At 56.2% G+C, this 18,915-nt stretch carries 19 protein-coding genes; 12 read left to right on the plus strand and 7 right to left on the minus strand.

The genetic code is table 11. The features are described 5' to 3' along the window. Nucleotides 1-23 precede the first annotated feature (23 nt). Complete coding sequence (locus AB5Z05_RS10395) at nucleotides 24-1,685, plus strand: hypothetical protein (RefSeq protein ID WP_368151394.1); 1,662 nt, start codon at nucleotides 24-26, stop codon at nucleotides 1,683-1,685. Between the two features lie 112 nt (nucleotides 1,686-1,797). Here AB5Z05_RS10395 and AB5Z05_RS10400 read toward each other — a convergent pair whose 3' ends face one another. After that, the gene (locus AB5Z05_RS10400) at nucleotides 1,798-2,211 is read right to left on the minus strand and encodes a CBS domain-containing protein (RefSeq protein WP_040068349.1); all 414 of its coding nucleotides are present in this window, start codon (nucleotides 2,209-2,211) and stop codon (nucleotides 1,798-1,800) included. A 154-nt stretch (nucleotides 2,212-2,365) separates the two neighbouring features. Here AB5Z05_RS10400 and AB5Z05_RS10405 point away from each other — a divergent pair, with 154 nt between their 5' ends. From AB5Z05_RS10405 to AB5Z05_RS10415, 3 genes are read left to right on the plus strand one after another with little or no spacing between them, the layout of a single operon-like run. Continuing rightward, nucleotides 2,366-4,276, plus strand: coding sequence for an ABC transporter ATP-binding protein (locus AB5Z05_RS10405; RefSeq protein WP_368151396.1), 1,911 nt, complete (start codon nucleotides 2,366-2,368; stop codon nucleotides 4,274-4,276). Continuing rightward, the gene (locus AB5Z05_RS10410) at nucleotides 4,269-4,730 is read left to right on the plus strand and encodes a DUF2390 domain-containing protein (protein WP_368151398.1); all 462 of its coding nucleotides are present in this window, start codon (nucleotides 4,269-4,271) and stop codon (nucleotides 4,728-4,730) included. Before AB5Z05_RS10405 ends, AB5Z05_RS10410 begins: the two co-directional genes overlap by 8 nt. Then, nucleotides 4,724-5,578, plus strand: coding sequence for a 23S rRNA (adenine(2030)-N(6))-methyltransferase RlmJ (locus AB5Z05_RS10415; protein ID WP_047439456.1), 855 nt, complete (start codon nucleotides 4,724-4,726; stop codon nucleotides 5,576-5,578). Before AB5Z05_RS10410 ends, AB5Z05_RS10415 begins: the two co-directional genes overlap by 7 nt. A 118-nt stretch (nucleotides 5,579-5,696) precedes the next feature. Here the strand turns inward: AB5Z05_RS10415 and AB5Z05_RS10420 are convergent, their stop codons facing one another. Further along, complete coding sequence (locus AB5Z05_RS10420) at nucleotides 5,697-5,903, minus strand: hypothetical protein (protein WP_139428643.1); 207 nt, start codon at nucleotides 5,901-5,903, stop codon at nucleotides 5,697-5,699. A 191-nt stretch (nucleotides 5,904-6,094) separates the two neighbouring features. Here AB5Z05_RS10420 and AB5Z05_RS10425 point away from each other — a divergent pair, with 191 nt between their 5' ends. Together AB5Z05_RS10425 and AB5Z05_RS10430 are read left to right on the plus strand one after the other, a co-directional pair. After that, a complete protein-coding gene (locus AB5Z05_RS10425; protein WP_042084552.1) occupies nucleotides 6,095-6,460 on the plus strand; it encodes a DUF2061 domain-containing protein in 366 nt (121 codons plus the stop codon). A 185-nt stretch (nucleotides 6,461-6,645) separates the two neighbouring features. After that, nucleotides 6,646-7,242 carry an MliC family protein gene (locus AB5Z05_RS10430; protein WP_368151401.1) on the plus strand — a complete coding sequence of 199 codons (597 nt, stop codon included), beginning with the start codon at nucleotides 6,646-6,648 and terminating at the stop codon, nucleotides 7,240-7,242. A gap of 38 nt (nucleotides 7,243-7,280) precedes the next feature. On the opposite strand, the gene AB5Z05_RS10435 is transcribed toward AB5Z05_RS10430, so the two are convergent. Beyond that, nucleotides 7,281-8,456 carry an aspartyl protease family protein gene (locus AB5Z05_RS10435; RefSeq protein WP_368151403.1) on the minus strand — a complete coding sequence of 392 codons (1,176 nt, stop codon included), beginning with the start codon at nucleotides 8,454-8,456 and terminating at the stop codon, nucleotides 7,281-7,283. A 629-nt stretch (nucleotides 8,457-9,085) separates the two neighbouring features. Here AB5Z05_RS10435 and AB5Z05_RS10440 point away from each other — a divergent pair. From AB5Z05_RS10440 to AB5Z05_RS10465, 6 genes are all read left to right on the plus strand, one after another. Further along, nucleotides 9,086-9,454: a hypothetical protein gene (locus AB5Z05_RS10440; protein ID WP_164536121.1), complete on the plus strand. Its 369-nt coding sequence runs from the start codon at nucleotides 9,086-9,088 to the stop codon at nucleotides 9,452-9,454. A 131-nt stretch (nucleotides 9,455-9,585) separates the two neighbouring features. Continuing rightward, entirely contained in the window at nucleotides 9,586-10,419 is an 834-nt protein-coding gene (locus AB5Z05_RS10445; RefSeq protein ID WP_201907631.1) for a DUF2806 domain-containing protein, read from the plus strand. 178 nt (nucleotides 10,420-10,597) lie between these two features. Further along, nucleotides 10,598-11,056 (plus strand): hypothetical protein, encoded by a 459-nt coding sequence (locus AB5Z05_RS10450; protein ID WP_368151405.1) that lies wholly within the window; start codon nucleotides 10,598-10,600, stop codon nucleotides 11,054-11,056. A 77-nt stretch (nucleotides 11,057-11,133) separates the two neighbouring features. After that, nucleotides 11,134-11,496: a MerR family transcriptional regulator gene (locus tag AB5Z05_RS10455; protein ID WP_368151407.1), complete on the plus strand. Its 363-nt coding sequence runs from the start codon at nucleotides 11,134-11,136 to the stop codon at nucleotides 11,494-11,496. A gap of 43 nt (nucleotides 11,497-11,539) precedes the next feature. Next, nucleotides 11,540-11,830: a putative quinol monooxygenase gene (locus tag AB5Z05_RS10460; RefSeq protein WP_181269196.1), complete on the plus strand. Its 291-nt coding sequence runs from the start codon at nucleotides 11,540-11,542 to the stop codon at nucleotides 11,828-11,830. Nucleotides 11,831-11,935: 105 nt separating this feature from the next. Beyond that, nucleotides 11,936-12,421: a GNAT family N-acetyltransferase gene (locus AB5Z05_RS10465; RefSeq protein ID WP_368151409.1), complete on the plus strand. Its 486-nt coding sequence runs from the start codon at nucleotides 11,936-11,938 to the stop codon at nucleotides 12,419-12,421. Between the two features lie 123 nt (nucleotides 12,422-12,544). Here the strand turns inward: AB5Z05_RS10465 and eno are convergent, their stop codons facing one another. The 4 genes from eno to relA all read right to left on the minus strand — a co-directional run bounded on the left by eno (nucleotide 12,545) and on the right by relA (nucleotide 18,904). Further along, entirely contained in the window at nucleotides 12,545-13,846 is a 1,302-nt protein-coding gene (eno, locus tag AB5Z05_RS10470; RefSeq protein ID WP_005335583.1) for a phosphopyruvate hydratase, read from the minus strand. Nucleotides 13,847-13,935: 89 nt separating this feature from the next. Then, on the minus strand, nucleotides 13,936-15,573 hold the full coding sequence (gene pyrG, locus AB5Z05_RS10475; protein WP_005335584.1) for a glutamine hydrolyzing CTP synthase: 1,638 nt from the start codon (nucleotides 15,571-15,573) through the stop codon (nucleotides 13,936-13,938). Nucleotides 15,574-15,714: 141 nt separating this feature from the next. Further along, nucleotides 15,715-16,512: a nucleoside triphosphate pyrophosphohydrolase gene (gene mazG / locus AB5Z05_RS10480; RefSeq protein ID WP_043821669.1), complete on the minus strand. Its 798-nt coding sequence runs from the start codon at nucleotides 16,510-16,512 to the stop codon at nucleotides 15,715-15,717. A gap of 178 nt (nucleotides 16,513-16,690) precedes the next feature. Then, nucleotides 16,691-18,904, minus strand: coding sequence for a GTP diphosphokinase (relA, locus tag AB5Z05_RS10485; RefSeq protein ID WP_005335588.1), 2,214 nt, complete (start codon nucleotides 18,902-18,904; stop codon nucleotides 16,691-16,693). Between the last annotated feature and the right edge of the window lie 11 nt (nucleotides 18,905-18,915).

Consider the following 18,915-nt stretch of genomic DNA (forward strand, 5'->3'; position numbering starts at 1 on the left):
GTTTGCTCACAGGAAGTACCTGCATGACGATACTGCTGCTCGAAGAGGATCCCCTGCTCCGTAGCGCCATCACCCGGGAACTGACCGAACAGGGGGTGCCCGCCGATCGGATCCACTACCACAGCCATCCAAACCACGAGCGCAGTGGCCTGCTGGCCCTGCTGCAACAGCACGCCTTCGACGCCATCATCTGTCAGCAGGACAAACAGCAGGATCTTGACGGAGCCCGGCTGCTGCACGAAGCGCACTATCTCGGCCTGCTGCAACCCGGTTGCGTATTGCTGCTGCTCGATGCCGATCAGAGCGAGCAGGAGTTTCTCCCCTCGGATCTCTACTTCTCCCTCTATCTGCCCCTCCCCTTCATGACCCAGCAGCTCACCGCGGTGCTCGGCCAGCTGGTGAAGTTAAGCAACCTGACCCGCACGCTGGCCGCCCCCATTCTGCTGCGGGAGTGGCAACTGGCTACCGCCCTCTGTGAAGACCTGCTGTTTCAACGGGAGAATCGCTCGCTGACCCCCTGGCTGGATCGGCTCAAGGGCTACCTGCTGCTGCAATCAGCCGAGCGGATCACCGCCGCCCAGCACTATGCCCTCTGTGCCAACGAGTATCAGGCGAGCTGGCCAAGGGCCGGGCTCTTCTACGCCATGCTGGGGCTCGGAAAATTGCAGAGCGCCCGGACCGACTTGCAGCGCCATCAAGCCAGCGTCTCGATGGCCACCCGGCTGGAGCTGCAACTCGCCAGCCAGCTGCACCAGCATCACTGGCTGGCGGCGTGGGAGACCATGGGAGAGCTGCTGCAGATCCGCCCCCATCAGCCGCGCTGGCACCAGCTGGCGATGTTGCTCGGGCTGGTGCTGCAAGATGAGGAGAAGGTGCTGGAGCAGGCCAACAGCCTGACCCTGCGCCACTTCGGCGAGCAGCGCGTCCGCCTTGCCATCGACAGCTTCATGCTCAATGCCAGTCTGGCGGTGCTGTGGCACGCCCCCTCCAGCAACCGGATCCGCTCCCTGCAACAGGAGTGGGAGCACCTCAAACGCACCGTCCACCTGCAACCCCACGAATATGAGTTGCTGCAGGCGCTGATGCTGGGGCTGGATTACCGCTTCGACGAGGCGCTGATCCTGATTGCCCACCACCAGCCGGATGAGGGGAGCGACAACCACCTCACCCTGCTGCTCGGCTTTGCGGTCAGCCAGTTCTGCGGTTTGCCCCACCATGCCCAGCGCTACCTGACCCAGCTGACCCAATACCGCGTCAGGGTGGCGCCCCACCCGCTCACCCGCCAGCTGTTCCACCATCTGGTGGCCGAGCTGGGCCAGCGCCTGACGGCGAGAGAACAACGGCTGAGCGAACTGCGCCAGCTGCGCCACAAGGCGATGCAGGCCAGCCAATATCAGACAGCCCTGCAAGCGGGCTTGCAGCTGCTGGAGGAGTTCCCCGCCCTGCCGGGCGATGCCTGGCAACTGCTGGAGCTGCTGCAACACTGCTGGCCTGCGGGTATGGCCGCTCCCAGGGTGGCGCTGCTGGTCGATACCCTGGAGCGGCGCCTCAAGCACAGCCCCGCGTTTCTCGATCAGCATGCCCGGCAGTACCAGCGCACCCTGCAGGAGATCCGCACCCATCTTCAGCCGCACCTCTCCGGCAGCGGCCCCTCCTGTCTTGTCGCAGGGCAGCCCGAGCCGTGATGATGCAAGCGTGCAAACCGGCATTGTCGGCAAAGCCAATATAGAGAGAGGGGAGCCTTGGCTCCCCTCTCTCTATTTGTTCTCTGTCAGCTGATGGTGCTTAGTGCCAGACTCAAACCAGCGCATCACTCTCCAGCGCCGCCTTGAGAAAATCCTTCCAGCTGATGATGCCGACCAGGGCGCCATTCTCCAGCACCGGCAAGCAGGAGACCCCCTTCTCCAGCATCAGCTTGACGCCGTCGCGCACGGTGAGATGGGGTGCGATGGTGACGAGCTGACGACTCATGATCTGGTGGGCCCGCTTGTTGAGGGTTTCGGTATCGCGGCTCATCTCGGCTTCGGAGTCGAGATAGGGGCTGATGGCACGGAACAGATCCCGATCCGAGATGACCCCCACCAGCTCCTCCTCTTCCAGCACCAGCAGGTGGCGAAAGTGTGCCTGCTCGAAGATATCCCTGATGACTCGGAGTCGATCATCCATTGAAACGGTGGCGACCCGGGTCGTCATAATATCCCTGATATGCATGCTAACCTCCCGTAACCAAACTGGTTTCTCTGTTATGGCATGTTTTTGCAGTGCCAGCCAGTGGCCAACCCTTCGCTACAGTGCAAATCAGCGTCATTTCACGTAAGATCCGCGCCAGTTTTTCTCCTCCATTTTGAGCAAGCAGATCCCACCCATGATAGTTGCCAGTCAAATCGAACTGATCCGCGGCGGCCGCAAGCTGCTGGACAACGCCTCCGCCACCATTCACCCCGGCCACAAAGTGGGTTTGGTGGGCAAAAACGGCTGTGGCAAGTCCACCTTTTTTGCACTGGTACGGGGCGAGCTGGCCATCGACAGCGGCACCTTCAGCCTGCCCGCAAGCTGGCAGATCGCAGGCGTCGCGCAGGAGACCCCGGCGCTCGACTGCTCCGCCCTCGAGTATGTGATCGACGGCGACAAGGAGTTCCGCTCGCTGGAAGCTCAGCTGGTGCAGGCCGAGCAGGATGACAATGGTCTGCTGGTGGCTGAGCTGCACGGTCGCCTCGATACCATCGGCGCCTACAGCATTCGCGCCCGCGCCGCCGAACTGCTGCACGGCCTCGGTTTCAGCGACGAGCAGCTGAGCTCGCCGGTACGCAGTTTCTCCGGTGGCTGGCGCATGCGTCTGAACCTCGCCCAGGCGCTGCTCTGCCGCTCCGATCTGCTGCTGCTCGATGAACCGACCAACCACCTGGATCTCGATGCGGTGATCTGGCTGGAGAAGTGGCTCAAGGGCTATCAGGGCACGCTGGTGCTCATCTCTCACGACCGCGACTTCCTCGATTCGGTCATCAGCCGCATCATCCATATCGAGAACGGCAAGCTCAACGAATACACCGGCGGCTACTCCGACTTCGAACTGCAGCGCGCCGAACAGCTGGCCCAGCAGCAGTCGATGTACGAGAAACAGCAGCGCGAGATGTCCCACATGCAGGCGTATGTGGACCGCTTCCGCTACAAGGCCTCCAAGGCCCGTCAGGCCCAGAGCCGCCTGAAAGCGATGGAGCGGATGGAGAAGATCCTGCCCGCCCACGCCGACTCGGAATTCAGCTTCGAGTTTCGCGAGCCCTCGGCCCTGCCGACCCCGCTGATCGCCATGGAGAACCTCTCTGCCGGTTACGGTGACAAGGTGATCCTGGAGAAGATCAAACTCAATCTGGTACCGGGTTCACGCATCGGTCTGCTCGGTCGCAACGGCGCCGGTAAATCGACCTTTATCAAGATGCTGTCGGGCTCCAACCCGCCGCTGTCGGGCAAGCTCGAAGTGAGCGCCGGGGTGAGCATCGGCTACTTCGCCCAGCATCAGCTGGAGACCCTGCGTCTCGATGATTCCCCGCTCGATCATCTGGCCCGCCTCGCGCCGGACAAGACCGAGCAGGAGCTGCGCAACTATCTGGGCAGCTTCGGCTTCCACGGTGACAAGGCGCTCGACAAGGTGGCCCCCTTCTCCGGCGGCGAAAAAGCGCGGCTGGTGCTGGCGCTGATCACCTGGCAAAAGCCGAACCTCCTGCTGCTCGATGAACCGACCAACCACCTGGATCTGGAGATGCGCCACGCCCTCACCATGGCGCTGCAAGGCTTCGAAGGGGCCATGGTGGTGGTCTCCCACGACCGTCACCTGCTGCGTACCACCACAGATGACTTCTATCTGGTGCACGGTGGCCGGGTCGAGCCGTTCGACGGCGATCTGGACGACTACCACAAGTGGCTCGGCGAGCAGGAGAAAGAGGCCAACGCCAAACCGGCGGATGGCCCGGTCTCTGCCAACTCGGCGGTAGCGCGCAAGGATCAGAAGCGGCGCGAGGCGGAATTCCGCCAGCAAACCCGTCCCCTGCGCCAGAAGCTGGAAAAGCTCGAAGCGAGCATGGAGAAGCTGCAGGGCAAGCTGGCCGACATCGAGAGCCAGCTGGCCGACCCCGCTATCTATGAAGAGAGTGCTAAAACCAAGCTCTCCGAGCTGCTCAAATCCCAGGGCCCCCTCAAGGAGCAGCTGGAAGAGGTGGAGCTGGAGTGGATGAGCCTCTCCGAAGAGCTGGAAACCATGGAGCAGGCCTTCTTTGCGTGACGAACAGCTGATGGCCAGCGAGCGGGTCGCGGTCCACGAATTGCCGACGCCGATCGGCTTCTGGCACTGGAGCGGCAAGGTCTATGGTGAGCGCAGCCAGGATTGGCTCACCGTGCAGGAGCAGGGGGGCAACGTCAATCTGGCGCTGCTGCTGCACCGGCTCGATCAACTCGGCATCGTGGTCGATCTCACCGACCTGCAACCGGCGCTGGTGCAGACCGAAGCGGTGCTGACCCCGTGGCGCGCCCTGCGCCAGAGCGCCAAGACGCGACTCGACGAGCAGCAGTATCAGTCGATGCTGGCCCACGAGCTGGAGCTGGAGCGGCTGCAACAGGGCGTCCTGTTGCAGACCCTGCGCAGCCTCCCCCTGTTTCGCGGCAACAGCCGCAATTTGTTGAACTATCTATCGTTACTGGGTGCCCAGCAGGGCCCCCTCAGAGATCTAATATGCTGAGCTACCGCCACGCCTTTCACGCCGGCAACCATGCCGACGTGCTGAAACATGCCGTTCAGGCCCTGATCATCGAGTCCCTCAAGAAGAAGGAGAAACCCTTCATCGTGCTGGACACCCATGCCGGTGGCGGTCTCTACGACCTGCGCGGCGACTGGTCCCAGAAGAAGGCCGAGTATGCCGACGGCATCGGCCGCCTGTGGGATGAGCGGGCCCAGTGGTCTGCCATGGCCCCCTATCTCGGCGTCATCGAGGAGATGAACAGCGATGGTCAGCTGCACTACTACCCCGGCTCGCCGGAGCTCTCCCGCCGCCTCACCCGCGAGCAGGACAAGCTGGCGCTGATGGAGCTGCACAACAACGAGGTCGAAGATCTGCGCGCCAACATGGGCTATGACCCCCGCGTCGCCGTGCACCACCGCGACGGCTTCGAGGGACTGATCGCCCTGCTGCCACCGACCCCGCGCCGCGGGCTGGTGCTGATCGACCCGCCCTATGAGCTCAAAGAAGATTACTTCGCCGTGGTCGACACCCTGAAAAAGGCACAGAAGCGCTGGGCGACCGGCATCTACGCCCTCTGGTATCCCATCCTCGGGCAAGAGGCGGACAAATCCCGCGATATGCTGCGCGCCATCAAGCGGGAGAACTTCGGCAACGTGCTGGTGGCCGAGCTGGAAGTGGCCGGTCAGACTGCCGACTGGGGCATGAACGGTTCAGGCATGCTGATCATCAGCCCGCCCTGGATGCTGGACGAGCAGATTGAAGCCTTCCTCAAACCACTCTGTGCCAAGCTGGCGCAGGGCGCCGGCGCCCAGTACAAGGTGGAGTGGCTCAACAAGGCCGAGGATTAATCCCCCGCCCCTACGGCGCTCACCGAGTTCAAAAGCAAAAGCCCCATCACGGGGCTTTTGCTTTTGGTGCGGCCGGTGTGTGCGGCAGCCTGAACCTGTGCGGCAACCGCAGCGCGCCCTATGAGCGGACAGGCAGATCCTGTTTCAGCGCAACCAGCAACAGGGCCAGCAGGCCAAAGGGCGGGAACAGGCAGAGCAGGGAGCAGATAAGGGTGACCAGCGCCGGATGCTCGCTCTTGCGGCGCGCCAGTCGCCAGGCGATGACGCCGACGATGACCATCAGCAACGCAATGAACTGGCCAAGCAGGGTGGCATTGATATTCATGAAAGATCCTTTTTCATGGGCAAGTGTGAAGAACCTGTACTTTATCGCCTTGGCTGCGATTGGCAACCGCTGAACCACACCGGCCACTCGCCCGTTGATAGGTTCTCTCTATTCTGGCAATAGATGAGAATAGTTTTCATTTAATCTCATTTCGGCAGATACTCTCATCATCAACAGAGGGAGCCGCCATCATGAAAAAGACCATCAGCTTTGCCATCCTGCACTTCGGTGTCGCCTTTACCGTGGCCTACCTGCTGACAGGTGAACTGCTGACCGCTAGCCTGATCGCCCTGATCGAGCCTGCCGTCAACACGGTCGCCTTCTACTTTCATGACCTTGGCTGGCACAAGCTCAAGCCAAATCACAGCCTGCAGGCCAAGACCAGCAGCTTCGCGGTGGTCCACTTCTCGGTGGCCTTCGGGGTGGCCTTCCTGCTGAGCGGCGAGCTGCTCACCGGCGGCGTGATGGCGATGATCGAACCGGCCATCAATACCGTGGTGTTCTTCTTCCACGAGCGGCTGTGGCGCGCCCGCAGTCAGCAACTGGCGCTGGCCTGATCGACCGGGCAACCCGCCTCCCCCTTTATCGCGGCAACAAAAAACCCGACATTCCGGCCAGGAGTGTCGGGTTTTTCCGTTTGGCAGCCATTTAGCAGTGCAAGTGGGCTCGGCGTCCCTGCTGCATTGCCCTGTAGAGTGTGCTGTAGTAGGCAGATATGCCCTCTCATTGCTGGAATCTATCGATGAACAAGACCTTGCTTGCCACCCTGCTGTTTGCCCCTCTGCTGGCCAGCGCCGCAACCCCCTCCTTTGACTGCACCAAAGCCTCCGGGTCGGTCGAAAACCTGATCTGCAAGGATGCCGGACTGGCCGCCCTTGATAACGAACTGGCGGCCCTCTATCCCAAGGCGATTGCCGCACTCTCTCCCGAACAGCTCAAGACAGAGCGCGCCATGCAGCGCGGCTGGATCAAGGGTCGCAACGACTGCTGGAAGGGGCAGGATCTGCGCCAGTGTGTGGAGGATAACTACCTGCTGCGGATCACCGAACTGCAGATCAGCGGCGGCCAGCTGATGGTGCCGGCACCAGTCAACTACAAGTGCGGCAAGAACGTCACTCTCTCTACCTACTTCTATAACGATGCCAAGCTGCCCGCCGCGGTGATCAACCTTAGCGAGGGCGACAAGCAGCAACAAGTGCTCGCCTATGAAGCCCCCAGCGCCAGCGGCGCCCGTTATGAAGGGCAAAACCTCACCTTCTTCACCAAGGGGGACGACGCCACGCTGGAGCGTTACGGTCAGCCAACCCTCACCTGCATGGAAAATCCGACCAAGGGCTGAGGCTCATAGGGGCGGCTCGTCTTGCCGCCCCACCTTGACTAGATGGCGATATCCAGCGGTTTTCCTTCTCGCACAATTCGCAACTTGAGCGACCCCGGCTTGCTGGTGCTGAGCAGTTCACGCACCTTGTCGATCTCGAGGGGACGATAAGCCACCCCGTTGATCTGTTCCAGAATGTCGCCGTTGGCCAGACCATAGGGGGCCAGATCCCGTTCGTCGCTGTAGTAGACCTGCAGATGCTCGCCATCAAAGCGCACCCCGATATTGCGCAGGACTGGCGGCACTTTGCGCGCCAGGCTGTCAGCGTCGTAGCAGAGCATCATCCGCCCGGGCATGATCGCAAAGCGATTGAAGCGGTTAACAAAATCCAGCCCCAGACCATACTGCTCATTGCTGTTTTCCGACACCCGCAGTTCACCGAGCTGGCGCTCATCAAAGTGCAGGCCGGTGAGGATATGGTCACGCCCCTCCACCATACCGCTGGCGTCCACCCCTTTGCGTGGCATCGCATCTTCGCCAGAGATCGCCTTCTGGCTCGCCATAAAGTCGATAAAGGCATGGTCGGCATAGCTCTGATCGGCCCCGGTATCCAGATACATGCGCACGCTGCTCTCGCCGTGGGTCAGATACACTGCCGGTGAGCGGTTGTAGCTGTCTTCATAGCCGATGCAACGCTCGAACGTAGCTGCCGACGGTGCCGTCAGCGAAGCCGTGAGCTGATGCCTGTCGCGATCAAACACCCAGTTGAAACGGCGGATGGTGTCGATCCCGAGGATGCCATCGATACGGCTGCCAAGAGACTGGGAGAAAAGATCGAAATCAACGGTTGCCCACAGATCGCTGTCATCAATGGTGACCGATCCCAGCGAGAAGGGCTGCGGCTTAACAAAGCCAAGCTGTTCGCTGCCCAGTTGGCTCGAAACGCTGCTCACAGTAGCAAAATCAGCCTGATAGGCCCTGGGCAATTCGCTTAAGGTCAGCGCCTTGAAGCGGCTGGCCAGACGACGATCGATAAAGGTGATACTGGCCCCGGTATCGAGCAAAAACTGGTACTGCTCACCAGCGATAGTGACGGGGATAAGGGGGGCACTTTCGTAATGCACGGTCAGCACCGGGCCGGGTACATTGCGCTTGGTGGATGAATCCGGGGCTGTGCAGCCTTGGACGACGAACAGGGCCAACATGGCCAGCGCCACTTTGAACTGCGACTTCATAACTCTCCTTCCCGATAGCAGATGCCCCCGCAACACCACCGCATAATGCTATCTTGTTGATTTATAGATAAATAAGCTATTTCAGCGGGGGATGCGGACAATAACAAAGAGTTTTATGCTGGTTCAAGCCAGATATGACCATGAATATTCCATGGTGATAGTTCAAGAAGGGTTGTTCACGCTATCTCGGCGCGTCATCAATCGTGGGTGACATTTGATTAATTTATTGATCTTGCACAGAAAATCTCAATATTGAGCTTTCTCTCCACAGCGCCATGGTTAATATTGCCATTTGGCAACAATTGCCTCGTCGGAGTCTCCCATGAGCCATGCCAATCCCATCCCCTTGGTGAACCGCAGCAGACTGGAGGCTGAAATTCAGGGGCGGTAGCCATGTCAACGCTTGCCATGACCAACGTCATACTGATTTTCTATACAGTCGCAATTGTTGTGTAAAAAGAAGAGGTCCATCGAATACGACCAGCTTCAGAGGCAGGGACTTAACCAATTGATTTAAAATATAATTTGCGGAGTGTCATATCGGGCAGGAGTGGAGTTAGATAGAAGGTGGTATTAATGTGTTAGTACCACCTTCTATCTAATCACTGTTATGAATCTATGGATCTCCAATGAAAGATGACCTCGTATTAGTGGCGCTGGATGCAGAGCAGATAGCCAAAGCGAAAGATGAAAATGGGAAGCGTAAGCAGATAACCCATGCGCTTGTCGTTGGAAACTACGGGGTGATGTTCGGTACTGAGAAGCAATGCATGAAGTATTACTCGGTCTGGAAGGATATCTTCAAAGATCTATTCGGCAAGTGCTACGAAACAGACCAGTACCATCTCACCACCTATACAAGCTCCGGCAATGTGGTGATGGATCTGATAGAAGAGTCCGATAGACGGAAACCCAACATAGATTTCATCGAAGATGCGATGAAGCACGAGAAAAAAGGCTTTTGGGCCAAATTGTTTAGCCGCCAGCAAAACTCATAACCAGAAATTTCAGTTCGTTCCGGCCTTGAAGGACCTACTCCGGACACACTCTTCTCCACTTAGCTAAAAAATGACGCCGCTGAACAATGGCATTATAAATACTAGATAATCGATACTTGGTGGTAGTAATAATGACAGAAACAAGTCTTATTGATTTAAAAGCTCTATCTGAACCTGCATGTAAGTTGATTGATGCGATCAGTAACACAATTGGTGTTTTATATGAGCCGACAAGAATTCGCCGAAAAGCTATAGCTGAATCTGATTCACTCGTTATTATGGCTAAAGCAGAGTCTGATGCACTTGCTATTAGGGCTGCTCGACGGATTTCAACACAAGAGACGCGGCGACAAGAAAATATCGAAGGCATTGTCGACAAATCAATTAGCTACCTTGATAATAATGATATTGCTGATGGTGTAGCATTAGATGCTGATTGGTTGTCGTTCTATTTTGATAAATGCCAAGATGTTTCTATAGAAAATGTCCAAAATCTTTGGGCTAAAATACTTGCGGGTGAGGTTTTGGAACCAGAAGCGTGCAGTAGAGCTACATTGCTTGTCCTGCAATCTCTAAGCAACAATGATATAAATTTATTTAATCGTTACTGTCAGTTTCTTTTTCATGTTAACGGTGAGTTATTGCGTTTTAAATACTCATCACTTAACAAACATATCGAAAACAGCGGAATAAGAGAGTCTGATATTCGCCATCTTCAAGACCTTGGTTTGATACAACCTCAGCAACAATTCCATTTTACCAAGAATGAGCGTTATCTAATCGAATATGGTAGCTATAGGTTTGCAATGACGTTGAATGGACATCGTGAAAATCGCACTGAGTTTCTAACTAAAGCTGGACGAGAGCTCTATCGCTTCATTGACATTAAGCCATGTGAAAAATACTACGAGATCTTGTTAAGCAGATCGCAGTTGATGGCTCGTAAAGTAAAAATGTTAGAGTAAATATTTATAATTGAGAGTTATATTGCCAGTAGATTAGAATAGCGAAGCGTATTTGGACAATTGCGAATAAACCGGCCGAAAAATCCACTATCGCTATAGCAAACGTTTCTGACGAGGTGGGGATCCTCTGTCATTCGCTTATTAAGTGAATTTTATTTTTATCCAGTTGGAATAAACCATGAAATATTCATTAAATTGGCAACAACCATTACTCTCCATGAGTAAGCGGTTCTTTATATTTATCACATTGATTTTTGCCGGGTTTGTTGTCCTCAGTACATACAAAACCCAACTCGACATGGAGTTGGGCTATTGGCTCTTTTACCAATATTTAAAAATCCTGCTAGCATGCTTCGTTGTATTGTTCGCAATGGCCCAAGCCTCCAGATTGTTTTCTGTCGAATTAAGAAGTGATGATGTGGTAGGTAGAAACCGCTTCTTTCGGATAGTCTCCATACCATATGCAGAGATGGTCGGCGTGAGCATGGAAATGTTACTAATAGTAAATTGCCTGGTTATTCGCACCAACAGTCGCAAGAAAATCTATGCCCCTTTTGACTTGGATGGCTTTTCAGATTTTTCGAATAATATCGATGCTAGACTAAAAAATAACAGAGCACTTAAAAACCATGCGTAACCAGCTCCATTTTTAGTTCATCCCAAAACTTTCATTATTCCATAGATTAACCTTGTATAAAATTTCATGGAGATATCATGAAGATTTCTGAAGTCGCAGAGATGACAAATATTTCCATTCATACACTGCGATATTATGAGAAAGAAGGACTGTTACTGAATATCCGTAGAAATGAATCCGGCCAACGTTTTTTCGATAAAACAGATATTGAATGGTTAACCTGGATTAAACGTTTAAAGTCTACCGGAATGCCGCTAGCCGAAATAAAGTCATTTGCCAAGCTACGCCAAGCCGGCTCTACAACCTTGTCAGAAAGGAAGTCTTTGCTTGTCGCTCATAAAACCAACCTTGAACAAGAGATCGCAAGACTCAATGGTGAACTGAATATTGTGCTTTACAAAATAGATGCCTACGACCAAAAAATGCTTGACCTAGAGTGAACTCGAGGGATTAGCGTACAGATTCCACAGAAAGGAGTCATTTATGTTTAATCCCGGTTATTACATTACTGCCGAGCTAAAGGTCAAAGTTCCTGAAAACATCGATAAAGCTCGCCAACACTTGAAAGAACTTTGCGAAGAGACTCTAAAAGAGCCTGGTTGCTCTATTTTCACACTTCATCAATGTTTAGATGATAAGAGCCGTTTCTTACTGTGGGAAAGGTTTAACAGCGAAGATGATTTCAAATATCACTTTGAGCAACCTCACACGCAAGAGTATCTGAGGCATGACTTGACAGAGGTGGTGCAGTACTTTGTGACGGATGTGCTCTAACTCGTTCATATCCTGTTTGCTCAGGTCTAATTATCACCAGTCAGTGTCTGACTCCATTTGCAATCACAGCCAATCACGGTTTAGCGAATGTGCTCAAGGAGATTTATGAAGCCCGACTTAACCGGCACACGGATTGTGCTGCGCACCATTGGCCCGCAGGATGCTGCCGATCTGTTCGAGATTTATGGCAATCCACTGACCATGGAGTTTGCCTCTGATCCCTGCTTTACCTCTCCCGCCATGGTGGCGCAGATGATGGCGAGCGTAGTGCGGCTGGAGCAAGCGGGTGAGTCGCTGGAGTGGGCGATTGTCGAGCGGGAGGGCAACAAGGTCATCGGCACCTGCGGCCTGCACAGTTTCAACGAGGCGGGCCACAGCTGCGAGGTGGGTTGCCTGCTCAATGCGGCCTATTGGCGCAGAGGGTTTATGTCAGAAGCGCTGGGATTGCTATTCGCTCACGCCAGCACACTGGGAGTCGCCTGCCTCACCGCAGATATCGATGCAGATAACGTCCGCTCTATCGCCCTGTTTGAAAAGCTGGGCTTCAAGGCGCATGCAGGGCGCTATCAGCGCACGCTCCCCTTTGTCTGACCTGAGACCAGAGCCACAACGCCTGCGCCTCTCAGGCCGTTGTGGCAAGGATCAGGCATAAAAAAACCGGAACCCAAGGGTTCCGGTTTTTTTCATTCCAGCCGAGGCTGGCAAACCAGTAAATTAAGCCTGGTTTTTAACTTCTTTCAGACCGCGGAAAGGAGCTTTGGCACCCAGAGCTTCTTCGATACGGATCAGCTGGTTGTACTTGGCAACACGGTCAGAACGGCTCATGGAACCGGTCTTGATCTGGCCAGCAGCGGTACCAACAGCCAGGTCGGCGATGGTCGCGTCTTCGGTCTCACCGGAGCGGTGGGAGATGACGGCAGTGTAGCCAGCGTCTTTGGCCATCTTGATGGCAGCCAGAGTTTCGGTCAGGGAACCGATCTGGTTGAACTTGATCAGGATGGAGTTGGCGATGCCGTTGTCGATACCGCGCTTCAGGATCTTGGTGTTGGTTACGAACAGGTCGTCACCCACGATCTGGATTTTCTTGCCCAGTTCAGCAGTCTGGTAGGCGAAACCTTCCCAGTCAGATTCGTCCAGGCCATCTTCGATGGAGACGATCGGGAACTTGGTGGTCAGGTCAGCCAGGAAGTCGGAGAAACCGTTGGAGGTGAAGACACGACCTTCGCCTTTCAGGTTGTACTCTTTCTTCTCTGCGTCGTAGAACTCGGAAGCAGCGCAGTCCATAGCCAGGGTGATGTCGGTGCCCAGTTTGTAACCGGCAGCGGCAACGGCTTCAGCGATAACTTCCAGCGCTTCGGCGTTGGATTTCAGGTTCGGAGCGAAACCACCTTCGTCACCAACTGCAGTGTTGTAGCCCTTGGACTTCAGCACTTTGGCCAGGTTGTGGAACACTTCTGCGCCCATGCGTACGGCTTCTTTCAGGGTCTTGGCGCCAACCGGCTGGATCATGAACTCCTGGATGTCGACGTTGTTGTCGGCGTGCTCACCACCGTTGATGATGTTCATCATCGGCAGCGGCATGGAGTAAACACCTGGGGTGCCGTTCAGCTCGGCGATGTGGGCGTACAGCGGCATGCCTTTGGCAGCAGCGGCAGCTTTGGCGTTCGCCAGGGAAACAGCCAGGATGGCGTTGGCGCCGAACTTGGATTTGTTCTCGGTACCGTCGAGGTCGATCATGATCTGGTCAACGGTGGCCTGGTCCTTGGCATCTTTACCCAGCAGAGCTTGAGCGATCGGGCCGTTTACGGCTTCGATGGCTTTCAGCACGCCTTTACCCAGGAAACGGCTCTTGTCGCCGTCACGCAGTTCCAGCGCTTCGCGGGAACCGGTGGACGCGCCAGACGGAGCGGCTGCCATACCAACAAAACCACCTTCCAGGTGAACTTCGGCCTCAACGGTCGGGTTACCACGGGAGTCGATGATTTCACGACCGATCACTTTAACGATCTTGGACATGTGTATTTCCTCAGGTTTCGTAAAAAAACAACAAAAATATGCCAAAAAAAGCGGCTGTGGCACAGTGCCCCAACCGCATTTATTTTCAATTACTTCAAATTACGCTTCTGATACTCGCCTGCCGCCTTCACAAAACCGGCGAACAGAGCGTGGCCATCACGGGGAGTAGAGGTGAACTCCGGGTGGAACTGCGCAGCCACGAACCAGGGGTGATCCGGGATCTCGATGATTTCCACCAACTTCTTGTCGGCGGAGAGACCGGTCACTTTCAGACCTGCCGCTTCAATCTGCGGCAGCAGCTTGTTGTTGACTTCGTAACGGTGACGGTGACGCTCGTAAATGGTCGGGCTGCCGTACATCTGACGCACTTTGGAATCTTCGACCAGGTGGCAGAGCTGGGAACCCAGACGCATGGTACCGCCCAGATCAGACTTCTCGGTACGGGTCTCGACGTTGCCCTCTTCATCCACCCACTCGGTGATGAGGCCGACGACCGGGTATGCGCAATCTTTCTTGAATTCGGAGGAGTGAGCCCCTTCCATGCCCGCCACGTTGCGAGCGAATTCGATCATGGCAACCTGCATGCCGAGGCAGATACCCAGGTAGGGGATCTTGTTCTCGCGGGCATACTGGGCAGCCAGAATTTTGCCTTCCACACCGCGCTCACCGAAGCCACCCGGCACCAGGATAGCGTCCAGACCTTCCAGCAGCTCGGCGCCACGGGTCTCGATGTCCTGAGAGTCGATGTACTTGATGTTGACGGAGTGACGGGTCTTGAGACCACCGTGCTTGAGCGCCTCGTTGACGGACTTGTAAGCGTCCGGCAGGGAGACGTACTTGCCGACCATACCGATGGTTACTTCACCAGTCGGGTTGGCCTCTTCGTAGATAACCTGTTCCCACTCGGACAAATCAGCCTCTTTGCACTCCAGACCGAAACGCTCGGTGAAGTAGGAGTCCAGATTCTGGGATTTCAGCAGTGCCGGGATCTTGTAGATGGAATCGACGTCTTTCATGGAGATGACGGCGCGCTCGGGCACGTTGCAGAACAGGGCGATCTTGGCGCGCTCGTTGGCCGGAATGGCACGGTCGGAGCGGCAGATCAGCACATCCGGCTGGATACCGATGGAGAGCAGCTCTTTGACGGAGTGCTGGGTCGGCTTGGTCTTCACTTCACCGGCAGCAGCCAGGTAAGGAACCAGCGTCAGGTGCATGAACATGGCGTTGTTGCGGCCCACTTCGGCAGCCAGCTGACGAATGGCTTCGAGGAACGGCAGGGACTCGATGTCACCTACGGTACCGCCCACTTCGACGATGGCAACCTGATGGCCTTCGGCACCGGCAATCACCCGCTCCTTGATGGCGTTGGTGATGTGCGGGATAACCTGAATGGTGGCGCCCAGATAGTCACCACGACGCTCTTTACGCAGTACGTCGGCGTAGATACGGCCGGTGGTAAAGTTGTTGCGACGGGTCATCTTGGTGCGGATGAAACGCTCGTAGTGGCCCAAATCCAGATCGGTTTCGGCCCCGTCCTCGGTTACGAACACTTCACCATGCTGGGTCGGGCTCATGGTGCCCGGATCCACGTTGATGTACGGGTCCAGTTTCATGATGGTCACATCCAGACCACGGGCTTCCAGAATGGCTGCCAGAGAAGCTGCGGCAATGCCTTTGCCGAGGGATGAAACAACGCCACCAGTAACAAAAATATATTTGGTCGTCATGCTGAACCTGAAAGAAGTTTAGGGAATTTTAAGGGGTGCTTCGGGGATGAAGCAGGACGGGGAAACAGTATACCAAAAACCCCTCTCCCAAACAATGAGCAAAAATCTATCAGGCTCACCGCCCCCCCATCTTGCGCCAAATCAACTTTGCTCGGTTTCCTTCGCCTTATCCCAGGCGGCATCGAGCTTTTCGAGGGTGCAATCGGTCATTTTCAAGCCTTCTGCGGCGATTATCTGCTCAACCTGACGAAAACGACGTTCGAACTTGGCGTTGGCACCTCGCAGTACCTGCTCCGGATCCTTGCCCAGATGACGCACCAGATTGACGGTGGCAAACAGCAGGTCGCCGAGCTCGTCGCTCACCCGCGCCTCGTCCACATCGGCCATCAATGCCTCTTCCATCACCTCGTCGATCTCTTCGTGGATCTTGTCCACCACAGGCCCCAGCGTCTTCCAGTCAAAGCCGACGGTGGCGCAGCGTTTCTGAATTTTGGCGGCGCGAGTCAGGGCAGGCAGCGCCTGTGGGATATCGTCCAGCACGCTCTCTTTGTCGAGGGCCGCCCGCTCTTTGGCCTTTTCCGCCTCCCAGTTCGCTTTTACCGCCTGCTCGTTGGAGAGATCTGCATCGGAAAAAACGTGGGGATGACGGCGAATGAGCTTTTCACTCACCGTATCGACGATATCGGCAAAGTCGAACAAGCCCCGCTCTTTACCCAGCTGGGCGTAAAACACCACCTGAAACAGCAGGTCGCCCAACTCCCCTTTCAGCCCCTGCCAATCTTCGGTCTCGATGGCATCGGCCACCTCGTAGGCCTCTTCCAGGGTGTGCGGCACTATGGTCTGGAAGTCCTGTTTCAGATCCCAGGGACAGCCGTTTTGCGGATCGCGCAGACGAGCCATGATGTCGAGCAGTTGAGGCAGATCGTAACGTTGAGACATGGGCTACTCACTTTCGATTCGTTAAATGGGGATGAAGCGACATCAGGCCGCGCAGCCGAGCAATCTCATGTCAAGCAGTTGGGGCAGATCGTAACGTTGAGACATGGGATATTCGCTTTCAATTCGTTCAAAAAGGGTCGTAAATGCAGACCGGCCACTGGGGCCGGTCGGTTCGATATCAAAGCCGCTTGGCGCTGATCACATCGTTAAGCTGACTGAGCTTGGCCAACGCCCGGTTGAAGGCGTTGATGTTGTAAATCTCCAGCTCCATGTCGATCTCGGCGGTCTGCTCGCGCACGTTGGAGCGCGAACGCACCCCCATCACATTGATCTTCTCGTTGGCCAGCACGGTAGTGATATCGCGCAGCAGGCCGGAGCGATCGTTGGAGATGATCCGGATGGTTAGGCCGTAGCCACCGGAGTAGTTCTCCCCCCACACCGCATCGATCAGCCGCTCGGGGTTGCGCCGTGACAGCTCTTTCAACTGCTCGCAATCTTCCCGGTGGATCGAAACGCCACGCCCCATGGTGATAAAGCCCTGAATGGAGTCCCCCGGAATGGGCTGACAGCAACGGGCAATATGGGTCATCAGGTTGCCGACCCCTTCCACCACGATGTGGTCTTTGGGCTTGTGGCGCATCGGCGCATTGGCCTTCTGCTCCAGCTTCTCCAGCAAGCGGCGATCTTCCTCTTCCGCCGTCGGCTTGTTGTAACAGGTGTCGAGATAGTTGAGCACCTGGTTGATGCGGATATCGCCGCTGCCGATACCGGCCAGCAGATCGTCGGTACTCTCCAGATTGAAGCGGCGCAGCATGTTGCCCTTGTCGATCTTGGACATGCTGAGGTTGTGGCGATCCAGCTCCTTCTCGAACAGCTCGCGACCAGCCACGATATTCTTGTCCCGATCCAGTTTTCTGAACCAGGTCGCCACCTTGGCCCGCGCCCGGCTGGAGCGCAGGAAGCCGGCGTTGGGGTTCATCCAGTCGCGGCTCGGGTTCGGCTCTTTCTGGGTGATCACCTCCACCTGATCGCCGGTCTGCAGCGCGTAGGTGAACGGCACGATGCGGCCGTCAATCTTGGCGCCGATGCAGCGGTGGCCGATCATGCTGTGGACGTGATAGGCAAAATCAAGCGGGGTAGCGCCAGCCGGCAGGTCGATGACATCCCCTTTCGGGGTGAAGACGTAGACTCTGTCCTCGAACACCTGACTGCGCAGATCTTCCAGCAGGGAGCCACTCTCGGAGAGATCTTCCTGCCAGGCGAGCAGCTTGCGCAGCCACTCGATCTTGTCTTCGAAGGTGTTGGCCTTGCCGCCAGCCTGAGCCCCTTCCTTGTAGCGCCAGTGCGCCGCGACGCCGAGCTCGGCATCCTGATGCATCTGGTCGGTACGGATCTGGATCTCTACGGTCTTGCCCTCAGGCCCCACCACTACGGTGTGGATCGACTGATAACCGTTGGGTTTGGGGTTGGCGACATAGTCGTCAAACTCGCGGGGAATGTGGTGGAACTGGGTGTGGACTATGCCGAGCGCCGCATAGCAATCCTGCAACCGCTTGGTCACTACCCGCACCGCGCGCACGTCGAATAACTCGTTGAATTCGAGGTGCTTCTTCTGCATCTTGCGCCAGATGCTGTAGATATGTTTCGGCCGACCGTACACCTCGGCGTCAACTCCCGCCTCTTTCAGGCCATTACGCAGGGATTGCACAAACTCGCGGATATAGCGCTCGCGGTCGAGCCGCTTCTCGTCGAGCTGCTTGGCGATCTGCTTGTAGGTATCCGGGTGCAGGTAACGGAAGGCAAGATCTTCCAGCTCCCACTTGAGCTGGCCGATGCCCAGACGGTTGGCGAGCGGCGCATAGATGTTGGTGATCTCCTGGGCCATCAGCACCCGGGTCTCTTCATCTGCCGTCTTCGCTTCCCGCAGGCAGGCGATCCGCTCCGCCAGCTTGATCACCACGGCGCGCACATCCTCGACCATGGCGAGCAACATGCGACGCACGTTGTCGACCTGCTCCGGCGAGGTTTCGCTGCGATGGAGGGTCTGCAGGGAGCGGATGGCCTCCATCTCCAGCACCCCTTCCACCAGCTTGGCGATCTTGGAGCCGAAATCCTCGTCCATCCGCTCCTGGCTGATGAGACCGGCTTCGACGAAGGGGTAGATGATGGCCGCTTTGAGAGTACCGATATCCATGCTGAGCATCTGCAGGATGCCCACCATTTCGATGCCGCGTACCAGCAGCTTGCTGGTCAGCGCCTCGTCACCGAGCGTCAGACAATACTGATAGACGGTTCGCAGTTGATCCTTTTCACTGTCACTCAAGGAGAGCGAGCTGACCCACTCTTCCAAGGTGAAGTTGTCTTTCAAATGAATATCGCGAACCGCAACCATGGTATCAATCC

Origin of the sequence: Aeromonas sp. R2-4, from assembly GCF_040908365.1 — a bacterium.
Taxonomy (GTDB): domain Bacteria; phylum Pseudomonadota; class Gammaproteobacteria; order Enterobacterales; family Aeromonadaceae; genus Aeromonas; species Aeromonas veronii.

Excerpts from the sequence above, each read along its gene's own strand:
- AB5Z05_RS10415 (WP_047439456.1), top strand. The coding sequence starts at position 4,724 with ATGCTGAGCTACCGCCACGCCTTTCACGCCGGCAACCATGCCGACGTG.
- eno (WP_005335583.1), bottom strand. The coding sequence starts at position 13,846 with ATGTCCAAGATCGTTAAAGTGATCGGTCGTGAAATCATCGACTCCCGT.
- AB5Z05_RS10405 (WP_368151396.1), top strand. The coding sequence starts at position 2,366 with ATGATAGTTGCCAGTCAAATCGAACTGATCCGCGGCGGCCGCAAGCTG.
- AB5Z05_RS10435 (WP_368151403.1), bottom strand. The coding sequence starts at position 8,456 with ATGAAGTCGCAGTTCAAAGTGGCGCTGGCCATGTTGGCCCTGTTCGTC.
- AB5Z05_RS10395 (WP_368151394.1), top strand. The coding sequence starts at position 24 with ATGACGATACTGCTGCTCGAAGAGGATCCCCTGCTCCGTAGCGCCATC.
- AB5Z05_RS10400 (WP_040068349.1), bottom strand. The coding sequence starts at position 2,211 with ATGCATATCAGGGATATTATGACGACCCGGGTCGCCACCGTTTCAATG.
- AB5Z05_RS10420 (WP_139428643.1), bottom strand. The coding sequence starts at position 5,903 with ATGAATATCAATGCCACCCTGCTTGGCCAGTTCATTGCGTTGCTGATG.
- AB5Z05_RS10430 (WP_368151401.1), top strand. The coding sequence starts at position 6,646 with ATGAACAAGACCTTGCTTGCCACCCTGCTGTTTGCCCCTCTGCTGGCC.
- AB5Z05_RS10465 (WP_368151409.1), top strand. The coding sequence starts at position 11,936 with ATGAAGCCCGACTTAACCGGCACACGGATTGTGCTGCGCACCATTGGC.
- AB5Z05_RS10445 (WP_201907631.1), top strand. The coding sequence starts at position 9,586 with ATGACAGAAACAAGTCTTATTGATTTAAAAGCTCTATCTGAACCTGCA.
- AB5Z05_RS10440 (WP_164536121.1), top strand. The coding sequence starts at position 9,086 with ATGAAAGATGACCTCGTATTAGTGGCGCTGGATGCAGAGCAGATAGCC.
- AB5Z05_RS10450 (WP_368151405.1), top strand. The coding sequence starts at position 10,598 with ATGAAATATTCATTAAATTGGCAACAACCATTACTCTCCATGAGTAAG.
- mazG (WP_043821669.1), bottom strand. The coding sequence starts at position 16,512 with ATGTCTCAACGTTACGATCTGCCTCAACTGCTCGACATCATGGCTCGT.
- pyrG (WP_005335584.1), bottom strand. The coding sequence starts at position 15,573 with ATGACGACCAAATATATTTTTGTTACTGGTGGCGTTGTTTCATCCCTC.
- AB5Z05_RS10425 (WP_042084552.1), top strand. The coding sequence starts at position 6,095 with ATGAAAAAGACCATCAGCTTTGCCATCCTGCACTTCGGTGTCGCCTTT.
- AB5Z05_RS10455 (WP_368151407.1), top strand. The coding sequence starts at position 11,134 with ATGAAGATTTCTGAAGTCGCAGAGATGACAAATATTTCCATTCATACA.
- relA (WP_005335588.1), bottom strand. The coding sequence starts at position 18,904 with ATGGTTGCGGTTCGCGATATTCATTTGAAAGACAACTTCACCTTGGAA.
- AB5Z05_RS10460 (WP_181269196.1), top strand. The coding sequence starts at position 11,540 with ATGTTTAATCCCGGTTATTACATTACTGCCGAGCTAAAGGTCAAAGTT.